Here is a 19,019-nt window from a genome sequence, read left to right as displayed (position 1 = left end):
CCGAGGTCCTTGAGGGGCGCGGGGAACGGCGCGAGCAAGCCCCACCGGGCCGCAGGTGAAGTTCATGGTTGGGTCGCCCCGCCCGGGCGGCAGCCCAACCGCGTGGGTGGCCCATATGATCCACTTTCATGCGAAGCGCCCGATTCACCGTCGCGCACAAGCCGGAGACCGCCGCCGCGGCCACCGCCGTCTGGTACCTCCGCACCGTCGCGTTCCTCAACTTCCTGAGCGCCGTCTGGCTCTCCCTCGGCCAGGACGTGCGGCGCCACAACACGGAGGACTACTTCACCCCGTACCTCCTGACCGCCGGCTTCGCGTCAGGCGTGTTCACCATGTTCCTGGCGATCACGATGCGACGGCGCAAGCGAGCCGCCTGGATCCTCAACCTGGCCCTGAGCGGAGCGTTCCTGCTGCTGTTCGCCTTCGCCATGGCCTTCCCGGAGGTCCGCCGGTACCCGCAGAACTGGATCTCCCTCGCCCTGACGGCGGTCTTCGTGGCGTCCCTGATCGTCGGCCGCCGCGCGTTCTACGCGAAGGGCGACCGCTCGAACCCCAGGCTCGCGGCAGCCGTCGGCGTCGGCGGCCTCCTGCTCTGCTCCCTGCTGGCCGCGCTCCTGGTGACCGTCACCAACCACGCCCACGACGCGCACCTGTCGACCTTCACCGACCGCTGGCGCTACGGCACCCTGCGGCTCGTCTCGGTCGCCGCCGACGACTCCCGCTTCCCCGGGATCACCACTCCCAACTGGGTGAACGTCGCCATCAACGTATTGAGCACCCTGCTCGTACTCGCCGTCCTGTACGCGGCCTTCCGCTCCCGCCGCGTCGTCGACCCGCTCACCGCCGACGACGAGGAACGGCTGCGGGCCCTGCTCGACCGGCACGGCGACCGGGACTCCCTCGGCTACTTCGCGCTGCGCCGCGAGAAGAGCGTGGTGTGGTCGCCGACCGGCAAGGCCGCCGTCGCCTACCGCGTCGTCGGCGGCGTCTCACTGGCCTCCGGCGACCCCATCGGCGACCCCGAAGCTTGGCCCGGCGCCATCGAACCCTGGCTCTCCGAGGCGCGCGCCCACGGCTGGATCCCCGCCGTGATGGGCGCGGGCGAGGAGGCCGGGACCGTCTACGCCCGGCACGGTCTCGACGCGCTGGAGCTCGGGGACGAGGCGATCGTCGAGACCGCCGAGTTCACCCTCGACGGGCGGGCCATGCGCACCGTCCGCCAGGCCTACAACCGCGTGCGGCGCGCGGGCTACCGGGTACGCATCCGGCGGCACGAGGACATCCCGGCCGACGAGATGGCGTACCTCCTCGCCCGCGCGGACGACTGGCGGGACGGGGCGACCGAGCGCGGCTTCAGCATGGCGCTGGGGCGGCTCGGGGACCCGGGCGACGGCCGGTGCGTGATGCTCGAATGCCGGGACGGCGGCGGGGAGGAGGGGGACGGTGAAGGCGAGCTGCGGGCCGTGCTGTCCTTCGTGCCCTGGGGGCCCCGCGGGCTCTCCCTCGATCTGATGCGGCGGGACCGGGACTCCGAGAACGGGCTCATGGAGTTCATGGTGATCCAGCTCCTCCAGCGGGCCCCCGAGATCGGGATCACGCAGGTCTCGCTCAACTTCGCCATGTTCCGTTCCGTCTTCGAACGCGGCGCGCGCCTCGGTGCGGGGCCGGTGCTGCGGCTGTGGCGCTCACTGCTCAGCTTCTTCTCGCGCTGGTGGCAGATCGAGTCGCTGTACCGCGCCAACGCCAAGTACCGGCCCATCTGGGAACCGCGGTTCCTGCTCTTCGAGAAGAGCGCCGACCTGCCGCGCATCGGCCTCGCCGCCGCCCGCGCGGAGGGCTTCCTGGAGGCCCCGGGCCTGCCGAAGTGGCTGCACCGCAAGCGGCTGGACGCGCACGGGTAGGTGGCCCTGTCAGGAGCGTCCGGGCAGGGAACGTACGGGTTCCGGGTCGGGTTTGCCGCCGATCAGGTCCTGGAACCTGCGGCGCGGTCCCGCCCAGCGGCGGTCGTGGTGGTAGGCGCGCAGACGCGCTCTGGCCCGGGCGCGCGGCCGTCGCCGGTAGAAGCGCCTGGCCCAGGGTGACGTGGGGCGGGCCAGCCGGATCGCGCCGATCAGGGCGACGAGCGGCACGATCACCCCGAAGATCGCCATACGGGTCTTGCCCTTGCTCAGCGCCAGCAGCGCGACGCCGAAGTTGAGCGCGATGCTCAGGACGACACCGGCACGGTCCTGCAGTTCGTCCTCGGTGAGGTCGTTGACGCCGAAGGGCAGGAAGCCGCTGAGCATCAGGCCGACCAGCGCCGCCGTGACCACCACGACCTCGACGCTCTTGCGGCCCTCCTCGCTCCAGTAGACGTCGTCGAGGTGCAGGATCAGCGCGAACTCGTCGAGCACCAGACCCGCGCCCATGCCGAACACCACGGCGGACACGGCCGAGCCGAAGCCGTGCCGGTCGCTGCCCACCGCGCCGAAGCCGCCGATCACCGTCAGGACGACCCCGGGGACGACGTGGTGGATGTGCAGGCCGCCCGCCTTCACGTTGCCGAACGGGCCCTTGCCCGCCCGGATGAGCCGGACCACGATCCGGGTGATCACGAAGGTGAGGACGAAGGAGGCCAGCGCCAGCAGCAGCGGGAGCTTTCCCGGCTCGATGATGTTCCGCGTCCACCAATGCCCCATATGCGTACTTTATGCGCGGCTGCCGTGGGCGTCTCCTGGTCGTCCGGCGGTCACCCGGCGGCCGTCCGGCGGTCGTTCCGTGGGCGGCGACCGGTACTCTGCGCCGGTGTCCACGCCCCCGCCGAACCCGTCGCCCGGTCCCCCGCCCGAGAGGCCGGAGACGCCGACGACGCCAGTGACGCCGGCGGCCTCCTGGAGCGACGGACTCCGCTTCGCCTTCGGCACGCTGACCGTGTTCCCCGTGACCGTGCGGCGCTGGGACCGCGGGGCCGCGCGCACCGGGATGACGCTCGCGTCCGTCGCCGGTCTCGCGGTGGGTGTGCCGGCCGCCGCGACCGGGCTGCTCCTGCTGGTGCTCGGCGCGGGCCCCCTCCTCGCGGCCGTGGCGAGCGCCGCCGTGCCCGCCGTCCTCACCCGCGGCCTCCACCTCGACGGCCTCGCCGACACCGCCGACGGGCTCGGCAGCGGCAAGCCCGCCGAGGACGCGCTGCGCATCATGAAGCGGTCGGACATCGGGCCGTTCGGGGTCGTGACCCTGCTGTTCGTCCTGCTCGCGCAGGTGGCCGCGCTGGCCCAGGCGTACGGGGACTCGTGGGGGCGGGGTGTTCTCGCGGCCGTCGTGTCGGCGACCGTCGGGCGGCTGGCGCTGACGCTGGCCGCGCGGGCGGGGGTGCCGGGGGCTCGGCCCGAGGGGCTGGGGGCGGTGGTGGCGGGGGTGGTTCCCGTGCGGGCCGGTCTGCTCGCGGCGGCCGTCGTCACGGCCGTGGCAGCCGCCGCGGGCGCGCTCCTCGGCGCGTACGGCGTCCTCGGCGCCGTGCTGGCCGTCCTTCTGGCCTGCGCCGCCGCCGAGTCACTGCTGCGGCACTGCACGCGGCGGTTCGGCGGCGTGACGGGGGACGTCTTCGGCGCGCTCGAAGAGACCGCCGTGACCGTCGCGCTGGTCGCGTTCTGTCTCTTCGCCTAGGACAGGCCGTGGCGGCGGATTCCTCGCCCCCGCCGCCCCTACCCGTCCCGTCACCGACTCGGGGGCCAGCCCCCGAACCCCCGGTCCTCAAACGCCGGACGGCTGAAAGAGTCGCGGACCGTCCGCGACTCTTCAGCCCGTCCGGCGTTTGAGGACGAGCGCGCAGCGCGACAGGGGGGTCCGGGGGCGCAGCCCCCGGGGACGGACTCTGGTAGGAGCGAACGTCGACACCGCGCGTAGGCTCGGGGTCGGGACTCCAACCCCCGGGCCGACCACACCCCGCCGGCCACAGCAACTCAACGGAAGCGAGATTTCACCACCGTGACTGCTCTCACTCTCAGCACCGCCGCGGCGCCCGGTCTGCGCACCGACGCGATCGTCGTCGGTGTCGCCAAGGTCACCGGGTCCAAGTCCGGGGACCTGGTGGTCGCACCGGGCGCCGAAGCCGTGGACAAGGCGTACGACGGCAGGCTCGCCGGCGTTCTGGAGACCCTCGGCGCCTCGGGCGGCGAGGGCGAGGTGACGAAGCTGCCGGCGCCTTCCGGCTTCAAGGCACCGCTCGTCGTGGCGGTCGGCCTCGGTGCCCTCCCGGACAAGGACGACTCCTTCTCCGCGGAGACGCTGCGCCGCGCCGCCGGCGTCGCCGCCCGCGCCCTGGCCGGCACCAAGAAGGCCGCGTTCGCCCTGCCGGTCTCGGACGCCGCCGACGCGGGCGCCATCGGCGAGGGCGTGCTGCTGGGCTCGTACGCCTTCGACGCGTACAAGGAGGCCGCCAAGGACGGGAAGGGCGCCAAGAACGGCAAGGCCCCGCTCGCCGAGGCCACGCTGCTCGGCGGCAAGGCCCGCGACAAGGCGTTCAAGGCGGCGATCGAGCGCGCCACGGCCGTGTCCGAGGAGCTGAACCGCGCCCGCGACCTCATCAACACCCCGCCGAACGACCTGAACCCGGAGGCCTTCGCCGCCGTCGCGCAGGCCGCGGCCAAGGAGCACGGCATCAAGGTGCAGGTGCTCGACGAGAAGGCGCTCGCCAAGGGCGGGTACGGCGGCATCCTCGGCGTCGGCGCCGGTTCCGCGTCCGCGCCCCGGCTGGTGAAGCTCTCGTACACCTCGTCCAAGGCGAAGAAGCACCTCGCCTTCATCGGCAAGGGCATCACCTACGACTCGGGCGGCATCTCGCTCAAGCCCGCCGGGCACAACGAGACGATGAAGTGCGACATGAGCGGTGCGGCGGCGGTCTTCGCCGCCGTGGTCGCCGCCGCGCGGCTGGGCCTTGAGGTCAACGTGACCGGCTGGCTCGCGCTGGCCGAGAACATGCCCTCCGGCTCCGCCACCCGTCCGGGCGACGTGCTGCGCATGTACAGCGGCAAGACCGTCGAGGTGCTCAACACCGACGCCGAGGGCCGGCTCGTGCTCGCCGACGCGCTCGCCAAGGCGTCCGAGGAGAAGCCCGACGCGATCGTCGACGTGGCGACGCTGACCGGCGCGATGATGCTGGCGCTCGGCAACCGTACGTTCGGGATCATGGCGAACGACGACGCGTTCCGCTCCGCGGTGCACGAGGCCGCCGAGGAGGTCGGCGAGGCCGCGTGGCCCATGCCGCTGCCGGACCACCTGAAGAAGGGCATGGACTCCCCGACCGCCGACATCGCCAACATGGGCGAGCGCTACGGCGGCGGTCTGGTTGCCGGGCTCTTCCTGAAGGAGTTCGTGGGCGAGGGCATCACGTGGGCGCACCTCGACATCGCCGGGCCCGCCTTCAACGAGCAGGCGCCGTTCGGGTACACGCCCAAGGGTGGTACCGGGTCGGCCGTTCGTACGTTGGTTCGACTGGCCGAGCTGACGGCTGTCGGCGATCTGGGCTGACGGCTGTAGGCGATCTGGGCTGACGCCCGCCCACCGATCGAGCCCGCACCCGTCGTACGGCGAGTGCGGGCCGGTGGGGGCCGGTCGCGCCCACGCGGCGGAGCCGCACACCGGCACGGCCCCGCGCCCCTTCAAGGGCTCGTGTGATCGATCAGACGTCCCACAGCCCGGCCCGGCGTCCCGGGCGGCGGCGACAAGTGCGAAGATGGGTTCTCGGCAGGACAGGGCCCACCTCAGGGCCGAAGAAAGAGCGGCCACACCAGCCGCCGCCCGGTCAGTGAAGACCGGCGCCGGCGCACATGCATGGAGGACGTGACGTGGCGAACGACGCCAGCACCGTTTTCGACCTAGTGATCCTCGGCGGTGGTAGCGGCGGCTACGCCGCGGCCCTGCGCGGAGCGCAGTTGGGCCTGGACGTCGCCCTGATCGAGAAGAACAAGCTCGGCGGCACCTGCCTTCACAACGGCTGCATTCCCACCAAGGCCCTGCTGCATGCCGGCGAGATCGCCGACCAGGCACGCGAGAGCGAGCAGTTCGGTGTCAAGGCCACCTTCGAGGGCATCGACATCGCCGCCGTCCACAAGTACAAGGACGACGTGATCAGCGGCCTGTACAAGGGCCTGCAGGGCCTCGTGGCCTCCCGCAAGGTGACGTACATCGAGGGTGAGGGACGTCTGTCGTCCGCCACCTCCGTGGACGTCGGCGGGCGCCGCGTGGAGGGCCGTCACGTGCTCCTGGCGACCGGCTCCGTGCCGAAGTCGCTGCCGGGCCTGGACATCGACGGCAACCGCATCATCTCCTCCGACCACGCGCTGACGCTGGACCGCGTACCGCAGTCCGCGATCGTGCTGGGCGGCGGTGTCATCGGCGTCGAGTTCGCCTCGGCGTGGAAGTCCTTCGGCACCGACGTCACCGTGATCGAGGGCCTCAAGCACCTCGTCCCGGTCGAGGACGAGAACAGCTCCAAGCTTCTTGAGCGCGCGTTCCGCAAGCGCGGCATCAAGTTCAACCTCGGCACGTTCTTCGACAAGGCCGAGTACACGCAGGACGGCGTCCGCGTGACCCTCGCCGACGGCAAGACCTTCGAGGCGGAGATCCTCCTGGTCGCCATCGGCCGCGGCCCGGTCTCCGCCGGTCTCGGCTACGAGGAGCAGGGCGTCGCGACGGACCGCGGTTACGTCCTGGTCGACGAGTACATGCGCACCAACGTGCCGACCATCTCGGCCGTGGGTGACCTCGTCCCGACGCTCCAGCTCGCGCACGTCGGCTTCGCCGAGGGCATCCTGGTGGCGGAGCGTCTGGCCGGTCTCAAGACCGTCCCGATCGACTACGACGGCGTGCCCCGGGTGACGTACTGCCACCCGGAGGTCGCCTCCGTGGGCATCACCGAGGCCAAGGCCAAGGAGATCTACGGTGCGGACAAGGTCGTCGCTCTGAAGTACAACCTCGCGGGCAACGGCAAGAGCAAGATCCTCAAGACCGCGGGCGAGATCAAGCTCGTCCAGGTCAAGGACGGTGCCGTGGTCGGCGTCCACATGGTCGGCGACCGCATGGGCGAGCAGGTGGGCGAAGCCCAGCTGATCTACAACTGGGAGGCGCTGCCCGCCGAGGTGGCGCAGCTCATCCACGCGCACCCGACGCAGAACGAGGCCATGGGTGAGGCTCACCTCGCCCTGGCGGGCAAGCCGCTGCACTCGCACGACTGACCGACCCTCGGTCACACACGACGCGACGACACAGACTTCCGCAATTCGTAAGGAGCAACCGAAACCATGGCGGTTTCCGTAACCCTTCCGGCGCTCGGCGAGAGCGTCACCGAGGGCACTGTCACCCGCTGGCTGAAGGCCGAGGGCGAGCGCGTCGAGGCCGACGAGCCGCTGCTCGAAGTGTCCACCGACAAGGTCGACACCGAGATCCCCTCCCCTGCCGCCGGTGTGCTCGCCTCCATCAAGGTCGCCGAGGACGAGACGGTCGAGGTCGGCGCCGAGCTGGCCGTCATCGACGACGGCTCGGGCGCCCCCGCCGCCGAGTCCGCCCCGGCCGCCGAGCCCGCGGCTGCCCCCGCTCCCGAGCCCGCCGCGGCTCCGGAGCCGGCCCCGCAGGCCACTCCGTCCGCCGAGGCCGCCGCTCCGGCGCCGGCCCCGACCGCCGAGGCCGCCTCCGGCGGTGGCAGCGCCGAGGGCACCGACGTGGTGCTTCCGGCACTGGGCGAGTCGGTCACCGAGGGCACCGTCACCCGCTGGCTCAAGGAGGTCGGGGAGTCGGTCGAGGCCGACGAGCCGCTGCTTGAGGTCTCCACGGACAAGGTCGACACCGAGATTCCGGCGCCCACCTCCGGTGTGCTGCTCGAAATCGTGGTCGGCGAGGACGAGACCGCCGAGGTCGGCGCGAAGCTGGCCGTCATCGGCGCTCCCGGCGCGGCTCCGGCCGCGGCGCCCGCTCCGGCCGCCCCGGCTCCGGCGCCCGCCGCCGCTGCCCCGGCACCGGCTCCGGCCGCTCCCGCCGCTCCGGCTCCTGCTCCGGCGGCCCCGGCCGCTCCGGCTCCGCAGGCGCCCTCGGCTCCCGCGCCGCAGCAGCAGACCGCCCCGGCGCCCGACCCGGCTCCGGCCGCGCCGGTTCCGGCTCCCGCCCCTGTCACCCCGGCCGCGGCGCCCGCCGCGACCTCCGGCGACGACGGCGCGTACGTGACCCCGCTGGTGCGCAAGCTCGCCGCCGAGCACGGCGTCGACCTGTCCAGCGTCAAGGGCACCGGCGTCGGCGGGCGGATCCGCAAGCAGGACGTCATCGCCGCCGCCGAGGCCGCGAAGGCCGCTGCCGCCGCGCCGGCTCCGGCCGCCGCCCCGGCCGCGCCGGGCGCCGGCAAGAAGGCGCCGACGCTGGAGGCCTCTCCGCTGCGCGGCCAGACCGTGAAGATGCCCCGCATCCGCAAGGTCATCGGCGACAACATGGTGAAGGCCCTGCACGAGCAGGCCCAGCTGTCCTCGGTCGTCGAGGTCGACATCACCCGGCTGATGAAGCTCCGCGCGCAGGCGAAGGACTCCTTCGCGGCGCGTGAGGGCGTCAAGCTCTCCCCGATGCCGTTCTTCGTGAAGGCGGCGGCCCAGGCGCTGAAGGCCCACCCGGCCGTCAACGCCCGGATCAACGTCGACGAGGGCACGATCACCTACTTCGACACCGAGAACATCGGTATCGCGGTGGACTCCGAGAAGGGCCTGATGACTCCGGTCATCAAGCACGCGGGTGATCTCAACATCGCCGGTATCGCCAAGGCCACCGCCGAGCTGGCGGGCAAGGTCCGGGCGAACAAGATCACGCCGGACGAGCTGTCCGGGGCGACCTTCACGATCAGCAACACCGGGTCGCGTGGCGCGCTGTTCGACACGATCATCGTGCCGCCGAACCAGGTCGCGATCCTGGGCATCGGTGCGACGGTCAAGCGGCCGGCCGTCATCGAGACGGAGGAGGGTACGGTCATCGGCGTCCGCGACATGACGTACCTGACCCTCTCCTACGACCACCGGCTGGTGGACGGTGCCGATGCGGCGCGCTACCTGACCGCGGTCAAGGCGATCCTTGAGGCGGGCGAGTTCGAGGTCGAGCTCGGCCTGTAGGCTCCGCCGCCCCCGCAAGGCACGACGAGGTGCCCCTGTCCGGTCCACCGGACAGGGGCACTTTCGCGTTGCCCGCGGGCCTGAAAACGGGCCGGTCCTTCACCTGCGGCCCGGTGGGGGCCGTTCGCGCAGTTCCCCGCGCCCCTAAAGACGGGCCGGTTCTACACCTGCAGGCCGGTGGGGGTTGCTCGCGCAGTTCCCCGCGCCCCTCAAAGACGGGGCTGCGCCCCAGCCTTTGCCCCGCCAGGGGCGCCCTGAAGGGGCGCGGGGAACGGCGCGACCAGCCCCCACCGACCCGCAGATGCAGAACCGCCCGCTTTCAGGGGCGCGGGGAACTGCGCGAGCAACCCCCACCGGCCTGCAGGTGTAGAACCGGCCCGTCTTTAGGGGCGCGGGGAACTGCGCGAACGGCCCCCACCGGCCCGCAGCCGACGCGCAACCCGCCGGGGCGCAGCCCCGTCCTGAAGGGGCGCGGGGAACTGCGCGGCCAGCCCCCACCGGTCCGCGGCCGAAGAACAACCCGCAGCCCCACCCCATACGCGCCCGCCCAATCCCCGCGAAGCGCCGTGGCCTTATTGTCTAAAGGTCAAAACGAAGGAGCCCCCATGACCGCGCCCGTCGTCCACTCGCTCCGCGAGCAGATCCGCGAGCACATCGTGGAGGGGATCGTCAGCGGCCGCTGGAAGCCGGGCGAGCGGATCGTGGAGCGCCGGATCGCCACGGAGCTGGAGGTCAGCCAGACCCCCGTACGGGAGGCCCTGCGCGAGCTGGAGTCCCTGCGGCTGATCGAGTCGGCCCCGAACAAGGGCGTACGCGTACGCAATCTGACCGCGGCCGACCTGGAGGAGAGCTACCCCGTCCGGGCCGGCCTGGAGGCCATCGCCGCCGAGCTGGCCGCGGAGCGCCTCGCGGCGGACTGCTCGACGCTGGAGCCGCACGTCGCCGCCCTGTACGAGGCCGACCGCAGGGCGGACGGCACGGGCCAGGTCCGCCACACGGTGGCCTTCCACCGCGAGCTGGTGCGCGCCGCGGGCAACAGCGTGCTGCTGCACACCTGGGAAGGCCTCGGCATCGAGGTCTTCACGGCCCTGTCGATCCGCTGGCTGGGCACGGTCCAGCAGTCGTACGCGGAGGAGCACGAGGCCCTGGTGGAGGCGTTCCGGCGCCGGGATCCGCTGATCGCGGAGCTGGTGAAGGCGCATGTGCTGGGCTGCGCCCCGAGGACGGGCGACGAACCCGCCTCGTGACCGCGAAACCGATCGCGACCGTGATCGCGACCGTGATCGCGACCAGTGGAGCGCGGGCCCGCTCATACGTACCCCCGCAGAACGCCCACAGCCCACCTCACCTGCGAAAACAAGGCACCCCGTGCCCACAGCGAAGGCACCGCGTGCCTACTTTCTCGTGATCAAGAGGTTTTGCCCTTCAACCCTTTGATCGATCATCGATCAGCGAGTTACAGTCATCGGCGGGCTCCCACCAGAGCCCGCCGCCCTGTCCTGCCAAAGACCAAGGGCATCCCCCGACACACCCCTTGCCGACGAGGGAACCCCCTCCGCATCCGGAAGGCGGCGCAATGACCGACCCCACCGCTATCCAGCCGAGCGAGCTCGACCAGCTCCCGGACCGCGACCCCGAGGAGACCGCCGAATGGCAGGCCTCCCTCGACGCCGTCACCGAGGCGGCCGGGCCGCACCGTGCCGCGTACCTGATGCGCCGCACGCTGGAGCGCGCCGAGGGCAACGGACTCGCGCTGCCCAAGCTGCTTGAGACCGACTACGTCAACACCATCCCGACCGCCGCCGAGCCCACCGTGGACGGCGACGAGGAGATGGAGCGCCGGATCACCGCGTGGAACCGCTGGAACGCGGCCGCGATGGTGACCCGCGGCGCGAAACACGGCGTCGGCGGCCACATCGCCACCTTCGCCTCCGCGGCCTGGCTCTACGAGACCGGCTTCAACCACTTCTTCAAGGGCAAGGAGGCCGACGGGTCCGGCGACCAGCTCTACATCCAGGGCCATGCCTCCCCCGGCATCTACGCCCGCGCCTTCCTCGACGGCCGTCTCAACGAGACGCACCTCGACAACTTCCGCCAGGAGGCGGGCGGCAACGGCCTCCCGTCGTACCCGCACCCGCGGCGCCTGCCCTGGCTGTGGGAGTTCCCGACGGTGTCGATGGGCCTCGGCCCGCTCTCCGCGATCTACCAGGCGCGCTTCAACCGCTATCTCACCAACCGCGACATCAAGGACGTCTCGGCGTCCCACGTGTGGGCGTTCCTCGGTGACGGCGAGATGGACGAGCCCGAGTCGACCGCGGCACTCGCCCTCGCGAGCCGCGAGGGCCTCGACAACCTGACCTTCGTCATCAACTGCAACCTGCAGCGCCTCGACGGTCCGGTCCGCGCGAACTTCAAGATCGTGCAGGAGCTGGAGGCCCAGTTCCGCGGCGCCGGCTGGAACGTCATCAAGTCGCTGTGGGGCAACGCCTGGGACGAGCTGTTCCGGCTCGACACCACCGGCGCCCTCGTCCGCCGTCTGCGGCAGGTCCCGGACGCGCAGGTGCAGACGTACCAGACCCGCGACGCCGCCTACATCCGCCAGGACTTCTTCGGCTCGGACCCGGCGCTCGTCGAGCTGGCGAAGCTGCTGAGCGACGACAAGATCCTGGAGTGTTTCCACCTCTCCCGCGGTGGTCACGAGGCGCGCAAGGTGTACGCGGCGTACAAGGCCGCCGTCGAGCACAAGGGCGCTCCGACGGTCATCCTGGCCCAGACGGTCAAGGGTCACACCCTGGGTACGGGCTTCGCGTCGAAGAACGCCAACCACCAGATGAAGAAGCTGTCGACGGACGAGTTCAAGCAGATGCGCGACCTGCTGGAGCTGCCGATCAAGGACAGCGACTTCGTCGACGGCGTGGTCCCCTACGGCCACCCCGGCGCCGACTCCCCCGAGGTCCGCTACCTCCAGGAGCGCCGCGCGGCCCTCGGCGGCCCGGCCCCGGCCCGTCGTACGCAGCCGCTGGCGCCCCTTCCCGCGCCCGCCGACAAGGCGTTCGCGGCCTTCGACAAGGGCTCCGGCTCGCAGAACGTCGCGACGACCATGGCCTTCGTACGCCTGGTCAAGGACCTGGTCCGCGACAAGACGTCCGGTAAGCGCTGGGTGCCGATCGTCCCCGACGAGGCGCGCACCTTCGGCATGGAGAGCCTCTTCCCGTCGCTCGGGATCTACTCCCCCAAGGGCCAGACGTACGAGCCGGTCGACCGCGACCAGCTGATGTACTACAAGGAGGCCAAGGACGGCCAGATCCTCAACGAGGGGATCACCGAGGCCGGTTCCATGGCGGACTTCATCGCCGCGTCGACCGCGTACAGCACGCACGGCGAAGCGATGATCCCGTTCTACATCTTCTACTCGATGTTCGGCTGGCAGCGCACGGCCGACCAGATGTGGCAGCTCGGCGACCAGCTGGGCCGCGGCTTCCTCGTCGGCGCCACGGCCGGCCGTACGACGCTGACGGGCGAGGGCCTGCAGCACGCGGACGGGCACTCGCCGGTGATCGCGGCGACGAACCCGGCGGCGCTGTCGTACGACCCGGCGTTCGCCTACGAGGTCGCGACGATCGTCAAGGACGGGCTGCGCCGGATGTACGGCGAGGCCGCCCCCGGTGAGGACCAGAACGTCTTCTACTACCTCACCGTCTACAACGAGCCGATCCCGCAGCCCGCGAAGCCCGCCGCCACCGGCATCGACGAAGGCATCGTCAAGGGGCTCTACCGCTTCAACACGGCGGAGTCCGCGGGCGTCCAGGTCAACGCCGCCAACGCCGCGCGGATCCAGCTGCTGGGCTCCGGCACGGCGATCCACTGGGTCCTGGAGGCGCAGAAGCTGCTCGCCGAGGAGTGGGGTGTGGCCGCGGACGTCTGGTCCGCCACGTCCTGGACCGAGCTGCGGCGGGACGCGCTGGAGGCCGACGCGGCGCTGCTGCGCGGCGAGGAGCGGGTGCCGTTCCTGCGGCAGGCGCTGCAGGGGGCGGAGGGGCCGGTGCTGGCCGTCTCCGACTACATGCGGCAGGTTCCCGACCAGATCGCGCAGTGGGTCGAGCAGGACTACTCGTCGCTGGGCGCGGACGGGTTCGGGCTCTCCGACACGCGGGTCGCTGCTCGGCGGCACTTCGGCGTCGACGCGCAGTCGATCGTGGTGGCTGCTCTGGCGCAGCTCGCGCGGCGGGGCGAGGTGCCCGCGTCCGCGGTGAAGGAAGCCCGCGCGAGGTACGGGCTGTAGTTCCACTCCACCCTCCCGCGGCCGGTTCGCCGCCTGCGGGAGGGTGGGGGTGACCCGCGCAGTTCCCCGCGCCCCTAAAAGCAGGCCGGTCGTCGGGTGCGGGTCGCGTGTGGCCGGTCGCGCAGTTCCCCGCGCCCCCAAAGACGAAAGGCAGGGGCGCAGCCCCGCTTTTCAGGGGCGCGGGGAACTGCGCGAGCAACCACGACGGCGCCGCACCCACCCACCGGCCCCGGCAGATCCAGAGGCGCGGGAAACTGGTCACCCACCGGTCCGTCTTTAGGGGCGCGGGGAACTGCGCGGCCAGCCACGACGGGGTCGCACCCGACCGTGCACCCCCACCCCCCGGCCCGCCGCAGGCGACCCCGCCCGCTCAACCGGCGGAGCCACCGGCATCATGGGGGGCATGCGCGCTGCCCGGCTCATCAAGATGGTGCTGCTTCTGCAGTCCCGGCCCTCCATGACCGCCGCCGAGCTGGCGCGCGAGCTGGAGGTGTCCGAGCGGACGATCACGCGGGACGCGCAGGCGCTGTCGGAAGCGGGCGTACCCGTGTACGCCGACCGCGGCCGCACCGGCGGATACCGCCTGGTCGGCGGCTACCGGACCCGCCTGACAGGCCTCGCCCGCAGCGAGGCCGAGGCCCTGTTCCTGTCCGGCGTACCCGGCGCCCTGCGCGAGATGGGCCTGGAGGACGCCTCCTCCGCCGCCCTCCTGAAGGTGTCCGCCGCCCTGCTGCCCTCCCTCAAGGACGCCTCCCGCACCGCGGCCCAGCGCTTCCATCTGGACGCCCCCGGGTGGTTCGCCGAGCCGAAGACCCCCGAACTGCTGCCCGCGATCGCGGAGGCGGTCTGGGACGACCGCCGGATCACCGCGCGCTACCGCCGCGAGGAGACGGACCTGGAGCGCGAGCTGGAGCCGTACGGGCTCGTCCTCAAGGCCGGTGTCTGGTACGTGTGCGCCAGGGTCGTCGGGCCGGAGCAAGCACCGGAGCAGCGCCCCGGCCCCTTCCGGGTCTACCGCATCGAACGGTTCACCTCCGCCGAACCGGCGGGCGACCGCTTCGAGCGCGACGAGACCTTCGACCTGCCCGGCTTCTGGGCCGACCAGGCCGAGCAGTTCGCCCGCTCGCTCCTGCGGGCGACGATCGTGGTGCGCCTCACCGAGGCCGGCGCGCGGCGGCTCAAACACACCGTGGACCCGCTCTCGGCCCAGGAGGCCCTGGACGCGGCGGGCCCGCCCGACGGCGAGGGCCGGGTGACGCTCACGCTGCCGGTCGAGTCGTACGACGTCGCGTACACGCAGTTCCTCTCCCTCGGTCCGGAGGCGGAGGTACTGGAGCCGGCCGAGCTAAGGAAACGTTTCTGCGACGCCGCGGCCCGGATCGCCGCGTATTACATCGACGCGGCGACCCGGGCCGACAAGGACTAGCGGTAGCCCGTCACGTCCGCCGGCTTGCCCTGCGACTCCACCTCCAGCAGATAGCGCCACGCGTCGGGCGCCGAGCCGTCGACGTCGGTGAAGCCGTACTCCCGGGCGAGCCCACCGCTGGACAGCGACTGCCCGTTCCACCGGGCCACGTCCGGGTCGGCGGCCAGGGCGACCAGAGCCCGCCCGATGTACGTGGGCGACTCGGAGATCGCGAAGTGCGGTGCCTGCTCGCAGGCGTCCCGCCAGTCCTCCTCGGTGACCTTGAACGCCGTGTCGAGCATCGCCTCGGAGCGCAGCCAGCCCGGGGTGACGCAGACCGCCGTACAGCCGTACTCCTTCAGTTCCTCCCCCAGGTCGTACGCCATCCGGATGGGAGCCGTCTTGGCGAGGTCGTAGAACAGGGGCTTGCGGTAGCGCCGGTTGTACTCCTCGGTGCCGTCCGTGACCTCGACGAGCAGTCCGCCGGGGTTGCGGACGAGCAGGGGCGCCGCGATGTGGCTGGTCACGAGGTGCGACTCGATGCCCAGGCGCATGATCCGCAGCCCCTTGGCGAGATCCATGTCCCACATGTCGGGCTGTTTGTCGGTCGTGAAGTCGAGGTGGACGTCCCCGCCCCAGATGTCGTTGACGAGGATGTCGAGGCGGCCCTGCTCCCGGTCGATGCGCTCGACCAGGGCGCGTACCTGCTCCGGTTCCAGGTGGTCGGTGGGGACGGCGATCCCCCGGCCCGCGACACCCGCGGCGCGGGCGGCCTCGTCGACGAGTTCGGCCGTCCCCTCGATCGTCTCGGTGGTCCGGCCGACCTCGCTGACCCGATCGCGGGTCGTGCGTCCCGTCACGTACACCGTGGCCCCCGCGCGCCCCAGCTCGACCGCCATGGCCCGGCCGGCGCCGCGCGTGGCACCCGCGACCAGCGCGATCCTGCCGTCGAGCGGTCCCGCGTTCTGCTGTGAAGCCTGCTCTGCTCTCTCCATGTGCCGAGCATCGCGCCGAATGGCGACACCTGCTGTCGGATTTTCCGGCGGCATGTGCGCGCATAACGATCCGCCTGTCCCCGGGTGCGCGGGCCGGGTACAGGCCCGATGCTTGTCCCGTGATGGACGAGACGGAGTTCTGGGAGCTGGTGGACGCGACCCGCGAGGCCGCCGAGGGCGACCCCGAGGAGCAGGCCGACCTGCTCGTCGAACGGCTGCTCCGGCTGGACCCCGAGATGGTCCTCGACTTCGCCCGTCACTTCGAGGCCCGCTACAACCGCGCGTACACCTGGGACCTGTGGGGCGCGGCCTGGATCCTGCTCGACGGGGCCAGCGACGACGCCTTCGACTTCTTCCGCTGCTGGCTGATCGGCCAGGGCCGGGAGACGTACGAGGGCGCCGTGCACGACCCGGACAAGCTGGCCGAGCTGCTCGGGGACTTCGACGACGAGGTCGACGGGGACGCCGAGGAGCTGGGGTACGCGGCGGACGAGGCGTACGAGCAGCTCACCGGCGCCGTCGCCCCCGACCTGGGTATCCCCGCGGCCCCTCCCGAGCCGCTGGGCACCCCGCTCGACCTGGAGAACCACTCACTCCTTGAGGAACGCCTGCCGCGCCTGTGGGACCGCTTCGCCGGCTGACGTCCGCGGGGCGCTGTGCGGGGGCGCCGCGTTGGCCCGGTCCAGCGCGGACGCGGTGGCGGCGGAGGGGCCGACCACGACCGCGGCCACCACGCAGGCGACGGTCCAGGGGCTGCGTGCGACCCGCGCCCACAGGGACGTACGCCCGGGCTCCTGCTCGCGACCGCTCGTACTCGTACGACTGTTCATGATCCCCACCTCCGGTCAGTGCGTGCCCTGACGCTAGAAGGCGCAGCTCGGGGTGATCCATGCCCCCGCTGTGGCCAACCTGTGAGGAACACCGGCGCCCCGAAGGGGCGCGGGGAACTGCGCGACCAGCCCCCACCGGGCCGCAGCCGAAGCACAACCTTTCGAGCCCAGCCCAGCCCAGCGCTCAGCGACGCCCCTGCAACCGCGCAGCCTCCTGCCGGATCGAGGGCAGCCGGGCCATCAGCGCCGCCCCCGGACACGCCGTCCAGTACCCGTCGGTGTGTCCGGAGACCGCCGTGAACGTACCCCGCGTCCCCGCCCGGTACTTGCTCAGACTGTTGGTCGACACGAGCCGCACGGACGCCCGCGGGTCGATACCCGTGAGCCCCAGCTTCCACGCGGCGACGGCAGCGATGGCATCGGTCATCGCCTTGGGCACGGGCACCCCCGCGGTGAACGTACCGAGCGCGGCGATGCCCGCCGTGCCCACGTTGAAGCCCTGGGTGTGGGCGCCGACGACGGCCCGCCCGGTGCCGCCCGCCCGCCCCTCGTACACGGTGCCGCAGCGGTCGACGAGGAAGTTGTAGCCGATGTCGTCCCAGTGCCGGACCCCGGCCTGCCCGGTGTACAGGTACTGGATGATGCGGGGCGCGTCGGCGCAGTCGTAGCCGTTGGGCGAGTCGGTGTGATGCACGAAGACGGCGGACACCCGGTCGGCGTACCTGGCCGGCGGCTGGGTGGACGCGGCGTCGCCCAGCCAGCGTTCCCTCGGCACGATGGGCGGCTTCGGGGCCCGGTGCCCGACGGAGGCGCGGGCCGCGACCGCCCGCTCGGCGTCACCCTGCGTCCGGTCGACGCCCACGGCACAGAGCACCAGCGCGGCGACGGCCGCGAGGCCGGGTACGCAGGCCAGCGCGGCGCGCGCGGGCCGGGGCAGCCGGTCCGGCCCGAGGCGCGGGAGGCGGGGGAGGCGAGGTATGCGGGCCGTGAGCGGGCTCCGGTGGGCACACATGCCACCCACTCTCCGGGACACCGGAAGGGTCCGCGATGTGTGGTGTGCCACCCGGTGGAACCAACGCCCCGGTCCGGGACGTTTCTACAGGTCCACGCACGTGTGCCGGCCGGCCGGTCCCCCACGCGCGTACCTGATCACTGGGCTCGCCCGGCACGTACTAAGGGGCCCAAGAGAAAGGGAGCTCCGTGGACCTGCTCGACATCCTGCTGTTGCTGGTCATCCTCGGCTACGCGGCGTCCGGCTACCGGCGCGGACTGGTCGCGGGCTGTGTCTCGCTGGCCGGCTTCGTGGGCGGTGCCGTCATCGGCGTATGGGTGCTGCCCTGGGTGATGGACCTGGTGGAGACGGGGACCACGACCGCGACGGTCACGGCGGTGCTCACCGTGCTGCTGCCCGCCGCGGTGGGCCACGAGCTGGCGGGGCGGCTGGGGCTGAAGCTGCGCCGCGAGCTGGACCAGGGTCCCCTGCGCGTGGTCGACGGAGTGGGCGGCGCCGCGGCGAACACGGTCTCCGTGCTCCTCGTGGCCTGGGTGGCCGCGAGTGTCCTCGGCGCGTCGGCCTCGCCGGTCGTCACCTCCTCGATCCGGGACTCCGCGCTGCTCGGCGCGGTGCAGGACACGATGCCGGAGACGACCCCGGCCTGGTTCTCGCGGGCCACCTCGGCGCTCACGGAGGCCGGTTTCCCGCAGGTCTTCAATCCCTTCGAGAACGAGCCGACGGCGTCGGTGGCCAAGCCCTCCGGGGACAGCGTCACCGCGGCTGCCACGCGGGCCTCCCAGCGCTCCACGGTGAAGGTCGAGGGCGCCGTCGGCACCCAGGGCCGGGAGGGCAGCGGCTTCGTGTTCGCCTCGGAGCACGTGATGACCAACGCGCACGTGGTGGCGGGCATCGACGACCCGACCGTGCGGGTGGGCGGCACGGGCCGGGCGTACGAGGCGAAGGTCGTCCTCTTCGACCCGCAGAAGGACGTGGCCGTGCTCGACGTGCCGGGGCTCAAGGCACCCGTGCTGTCCTTCGACACGACCGCCAAGCGCGGTGACGCGGCCGTGGTCGCGGGCTACCCGCAGGACGGCGGGCTCGACCTCCAGGCCGCGACGGTCGCGAACAAGATCAACGCTCAGGGCAAGAACATCTACGGCTCCGCCGTGGTGAACCGCGAGATCTACTCGATCCGCTCCACGGTCCGCCCCGGCAACTCCGGCGGCCCCCTGCTGACCACCGACGGCAAGGTCTACGGAGTCGTCTTCGCCCGCTCCACGAGCGACGCCGAGACGGGGTACGTACTGACGGCCGACGAGGTCGCGGAGGACGCGGCACGGGCGGCGAAGGCGACGTCGCCGGTGGACACGGGAGACCTCGTGACGTCATGACCGCTT

At 72.1% G+C, this 19,019-nt stretch carries 14 protein-coding genes; 10 read left to right on the top strand and 4 right to left on the bottom strand.

The window, feature by feature from the left end; all coding sequences use genetic code 11:
- Positions 1 to 128 precede the first annotated feature (128 nt).
- Positions 129 to 1,901: a phosphatidylglycerol lysyltransferase domain-containing protein gene (locus tag J8N05_RS15525; RefSeq protein WP_210883325.1), complete on the top strand. Its 1,773-nt coding sequence runs from the start codon at positions 129 to 131 to the stop codon at positions 1,899 to 1,901.
- Between the two features lie 9 nt (positions 1,902 to 1,910).
- Here J8N05_RS15525 and J8N05_RS15520 read toward each other — a convergent pair whose 3' ends face one another.
- On the bottom strand, positions 1,911 to 2,678 hold the full coding sequence (locus J8N05_RS15520) for a hypothetical protein (RefSeq protein ID WP_210883324.1): 768 nt from the start codon (positions 2,676 to 2,678) through the stop codon (positions 1,911 to 1,913).
- 106 nt (positions 2,679 to 2,784) lie between these two features.
- Here J8N05_RS15520 and J8N05_RS15515 point away from each other — a divergent pair, with 106 nt between their 5' ends.
- The 7 genes from J8N05_RS15515 to J8N05_RS15485 all read left to right on the top strand — a co-directional run bounded on the left by J8N05_RS15515 (position 2,785) and on the right by J8N05_RS15485 (position 14,824).
- Positions 2,785 to 3,642: an adenosylcobinamide-GDP ribazoletransferase gene (locus tag J8N05_RS15515; RefSeq protein WP_407699910.1), complete on the top strand. Its 858-nt coding sequence runs from the start codon at positions 2,785 to 2,787 to the stop codon at positions 3,640 to 3,642.
- Between the two features lie 321 nt (positions 3,643 to 3,963).
- Positions 3,964 to 5,505, top strand: a complete 1,542-nt coding sequence (locus tag J8N05_RS15510; protein WP_210883320.1) for a leucyl aminopeptidase — start codon at positions 3,964 to 3,966, stop codon at positions 5,503 to 5,505.
- A 317-nt stretch (positions 5,506 to 5,822) separates the two neighbouring features.
- Positions 5,823 to 7,211 carry a dihydrolipoyl dehydrogenase gene (gene lpdA, locus J8N05_RS15505; protein ID WP_107018272.1) on the top strand — a complete coding sequence of 463 codons (1,389 nt, stop codon included), beginning with the start codon at positions 5,823 to 5,825 and terminating at the stop codon, positions 7,209 to 7,211.
- A gap of 66 nt (positions 7,212 to 7,277) precedes the next feature.
- Positions 7,278 to 9,116 (top strand): 2-oxoglutarate dehydrogenase, E2 component, dihydrolipoamide succinyltransferase, encoded by a 1,839-nt coding sequence (sucB, locus tag J8N05_RS15500; RefSeq protein WP_210883319.1) that lies wholly within the window; start codon positions 7,278 to 7,280, stop codon positions 9,114 to 9,116.
- Positions 9,117 to 9,721: 605 nt separating this feature from the next.
- Positions 9,722 to 10,363, top strand: coding sequence for a GntR family transcriptional regulator (locus tag J8N05_RS15495; RefSeq protein ID WP_210883318.1), 642 nt, complete (start codon positions 9,722 to 9,724; stop codon positions 10,361 to 10,363).
- 329 nt (positions 10,364 to 10,692) lie between these two features.
- A complete protein-coding gene (gene aceE / locus J8N05_RS15490; protein ID WP_210883317.1) occupies positions 10,693 to 13,398 on the top strand; it encodes a pyruvate dehydrogenase (acetyl-transferring), homodimeric type in 2,706 nt (901 codons plus the stop codon).
- Between the two features lie 403 nt (positions 13,399 to 13,801).
- Positions 13,802 to 14,824, top strand: a complete 1,023-nt coding sequence (locus J8N05_RS15485; protein ID WP_210883316.1) for a helix-turn-helix transcriptional regulator — start codon at positions 13,802 to 13,804, stop codon at positions 14,822 to 14,824.
- On the opposite strand, the gene J8N05_RS15480 is transcribed toward J8N05_RS15485, so the two are convergent.
- On the bottom strand, positions 14,821 to 15,798 hold the full coding sequence (locus J8N05_RS15480) for an SDR family oxidoreductase (protein WP_210883315.1): 978 nt from the start codon (positions 15,796 to 15,798) through the stop codon (positions 14,821 to 14,823). The genes J8N05_RS15485 and J8N05_RS15480 overlap by 4 nt on opposite strands.
- A 122-nt stretch (positions 15,799 to 15,920) precedes the next feature.
- Between J8N05_RS15480 and J8N05_RS15475 the strand changes: the two genes are divergently transcribed.
- Positions 15,921 to 16,439 (top strand): DUF4240 domain-containing protein, encoded by a 519-nt coding sequence (locus tag J8N05_RS15475; RefSeq protein ID WP_210890202.1) that lies wholly within the window; start codon positions 15,921 to 15,923, stop codon positions 16,437 to 16,439.
- Here J8N05_RS15475 and J8N05_RS15470 read toward each other — a convergent pair.
- Both J8N05_RS15470 and J8N05_RS15465 read right to left on the bottom strand, forming a co-directional pair.
- The gene (locus J8N05_RS15470; RefSeq protein ID WP_210883313.1) at positions 16,389 to 16,628 is read right to left on the bottom strand and encodes a hypothetical protein; all 240 of its coding nucleotides are present in this window, start codon (positions 16,626 to 16,628) and stop codon (positions 16,389 to 16,391) included. The genes J8N05_RS15475 and J8N05_RS15470 overlap by 51 nt on opposite strands.
- Positions 16,629 to 16,812: 184 nt before the next feature.
- Positions 16,813 to 17,640: a peptidoglycan recognition protein family protein gene (locus tag J8N05_RS15465; RefSeq protein ID WP_210883311.1), complete on the bottom strand. Its 828-nt coding sequence runs from the start codon at positions 17,638 to 17,640 to the stop codon at positions 16,813 to 16,815.
- 188 nt (positions 17,641 to 17,828) lie between these two features.
- Here J8N05_RS15465 and J8N05_RS15460 point away from each other — a divergent pair, with 188 nt between their 5' ends.
- A complete protein-coding gene (locus J8N05_RS15460; RefSeq protein ID WP_210883309.1) occupies positions 17,829 to 19,013 on the top strand; it encodes a MarP family serine protease in 1,185 nt (394 codons plus the stop codon).
- The last annotated feature ends 6 nt before the right edge of the window (positions 19,014 to 19,019 follow it).

Origin of the sequence: Streptomyces liliiviolaceus (genome assembly GCF_018070025.1) — a bacterium.
Classification (GTDB): Bacteria; Actinomycetota; Actinomycetes; order Streptomycetales; family Streptomycetaceae; genus Streptomyces; species Streptomyces liliiviolaceus.
The sequence above is the reverse complement of the archived record's forward strand: the minus strand, read 5'-3'. Positions and strand labels throughout refer to the sequence as shown.